This is a genomic window from Hydrocoleum sp. CS-953 (genome assembly GCF_002260545.1).
Taxonomy (GTDB): Bacteria; Cyanobacteriota; Cyanobacteriia; order Cyanobacteriales; family Microcoleaceae; genus Trichodesmium.
Map to the genome: position 1 here is coordinate 1 of NZ_LGSU01000103.1, position 2,180 is coordinate 2,180.

Consider the following 2,180-nt stretch of genomic DNA (forward strand, 5'->3'; position numbering starts at 1 on the left):
TCCTGATTATCTATATATATTGAAATATTTTCGAGAATCTGCCTCAGATATTTTACTACTTTCTTTTTAATTTTTATCAGTTCATCAAAACTTTTATCCTTTCCTACTTCGGCAAAAGATTTAATACCATGTGCTAAATCATTTCTGTTATTCTTAACTGTCAATAAATCGCTACTATCAGTTTTTGTTTTTGCAGAAAATCCATATTCCTTAGCTGTTGCTTTAATCTTTTGAGCATCAATATTTCCCGAAAATAATTCTTCTTTATCAAATCCAGCAGTAATAATATCAACAGATATATCTACAACTTTTTGAAGAACTTTATCGGGGTTCCTCCGCTTCAAATTCTGAAGAACAATTTTCTTTAATTCTGGTCTGATTTTATCGAAGGAAACACTTTTATTTTTCATTTCATTAAATATTTCTTCAATAGCATCTCTCATAGTAGATTCTACTAAATTGTAAAGCAATAAAAAAGCACTTGCTTTCAGAGTTTTTATTAACTCTGGATCAATTTCTTTGACTTTCTTTTCTGCTTTACTTTCCATTGCTAATTTAGTTGTTCCTTGCTGTAGACTTTTGAGAAAAATAAAATATTTACCGACTTCTTTAGAGCGCTAATTAAAATCCTGAAATAAAATACTTGTCATTACTTAGCTAACAGTTTATCTCGCACATATTCAATTAGTGTTCCTTGCTGTAGACTTTTGAGAAAAATAAAATATTTACCTACCTCTTTAGAGCGTTCATTAAAATTTTGAAATAAAATACTTGTCATTATTTACTTAATAGTTTGTCTCGCACATATTCAATCCTCCCAATAACTTTTGGTCTAGAGTTACTAGCATCAGAAGTAGTGTGTTTTTTAAATTCTGGTGAATTTAGCCAATCCATTGATTTTGGTTTGAGATTTTTTCTTTTTCTTAAAGCAAGTGCAGTACCTACAGAAATAGCTTCAAATCTAATTCTAGGAATTTTTATAGAGTTTTCCCCTTTCCTAAATCCATAAGGTAAATTCTTTTCTGCAAAATCTAGCATTGACTCAAATTCTGCCTGCATTTTATTCCGGTCAAAATTATCCTCCTTATTGTGTATTTCTAAATAATCATTTAGAAATAAATTTACTTGACTTTCAAAATTTTGATAATTATTTAGATCTGCGAAAAAACGCAAAACAAATTCTTGAGGTTCTCGCCTCCGAATGAGAGCTTCAGAAAACGGACATAGCTCTCTAAATTTGGAATTTTCTGATAATTTATTAATCAAATCAAGAAAAGGTCCGCGTTGTATTCCTCTACGTTTTTCCATATCGTTTAAAATAACACTACCAGTATTAATTCTTTCAAACATATCTCGTCGGACTTCATCATCTGCTTTTTCTGTTAGTTGAATCATCCGAATGGTACTTCTATTGAAACGTCTTTGACGAGCAAGTGGTAAATCGGCAAAAGTGAAATTATTCAGCTTTTTTAGTTTTTCTAATCCGACTCAAGTCAGTTCATTATTAGAAAATTTATATAAACTGCGAATACGTTGGGTACTATCTACTATTTATAAACGTCCTAAATCATTTTCTTTGTCATAAATATCAGCAACAAATATATATGGTATTGGTAATCCTAAAAGCACAGATTATATAAATTTTGACTGCCTTTTTTCATCCCAAGCAATCTCTCTTTGATAATCAGGAATAAACAACTCATTAGTATCATCTTCTATTCCTTCCATATATTTCTGAACAATAACTTCTACTGGATATTCTTTCGTATCATAATCAACAGGTTTTTGCTTTTCCCTAATCTCAGCTTCAGCAGCTTCTTTTTGTTCATTAGTTATTTGGGATTTACTATTAGTAGCTTTTGACTTTGCTGACATATTTTTGTTTTCGGTAAAGTGCTTAATATTTAAAGTAAATTATAGCGTGAAATCCCCTTTATAAGAGAGTGTTTGTCAAGTAAAGATTAAGATTTTTAGAGTGCTTAATTTTCGGTGGGTTACGGCGGAAAGTTAAATTTTGGTTACGATTAATAGTTATTGTCGCCTAACCCTCCCCACCCTACGCCTGGCTTTAATATTTTTCGGCATTGTTTTCAGATTTAATTACTCCAGGACTTACGCAGAAACCGGGTTTATCAAGGAATCATTTGAAAAATAATAATCAGGGCAATAAACCCGGTTTC

4 protein-coding genes are annotated in these 2,180 nt (G+C 30.8%); all 4 read right to left on the reverse strand.

The annotated features are described in order from the left end of the window. A partial coding sequence (locus AFK68_RS00650; protein ID WP_246843913.1) for an MAE_28990/MAE_18760 family HEPN-like nuclease occupies positions 1-590 on the reverse strand: 590 nt, incomplete at its 3' end. A gap of 59 nt (positions 591-649) precedes the next feature. Then, positions 650-778: a hypothetical protein gene (locus AFK68_RS43205; protein WP_256386457.1), complete on the reverse strand. Its 129-nt coding sequence runs from the start codon at positions 776-778 to the stop codon at positions 650-652. Then, on the reverse strand, positions 778-1,395 hold the full coding sequence (locus AFK68_RS40800) for a hypothetical protein (RefSeq protein ID WP_246843911.1): 618 nt from the start codon (positions 1,393-1,395) through the stop codon (positions 778-780). The genes AFK68_RS43205 and AFK68_RS40800 overlap by 1 nt, the downstream gene beginning before the upstream one ends. A gap of 237 nt (positions 1,396-1,632) precedes the next feature. Further along, on the reverse strand, positions 1,633-1,875 hold the full coding sequence (locus tag AFK68_RS40805) for a DUF262 domain-containing protein (protein ID WP_246843912.1): 243 nt from the start codon (positions 1,873-1,875) through the stop codon (positions 1,633-1,635). Between the last annotated feature and the right edge of the window lie 305 nt (positions 1,876-2,180).

Excerpts from the sequence above, each read along its gene's own strand:
- AFK68_RS40805 (WP_246843912.1), bottom strand. The coding sequence starts at position 1,875 with ATGTCAGCAAAGTCAAAAGCTACTAATAGTAAATCCCAAATAACTAAT.
- AFK68_RS43205 (WP_256386457.1), bottom strand. The coding sequence starts at position 778 with ATGACAAGTATTTTATTTCAAAATTTTAATGAACGCTCTAAAGAGGTA.
- AFK68_RS40800 (WP_246843911.1), bottom strand. The coding sequence starts at position 1,395 with ATGATTCAACTAACAGAAAAAGCAGATGATGAAGTCCGACGAGATATG.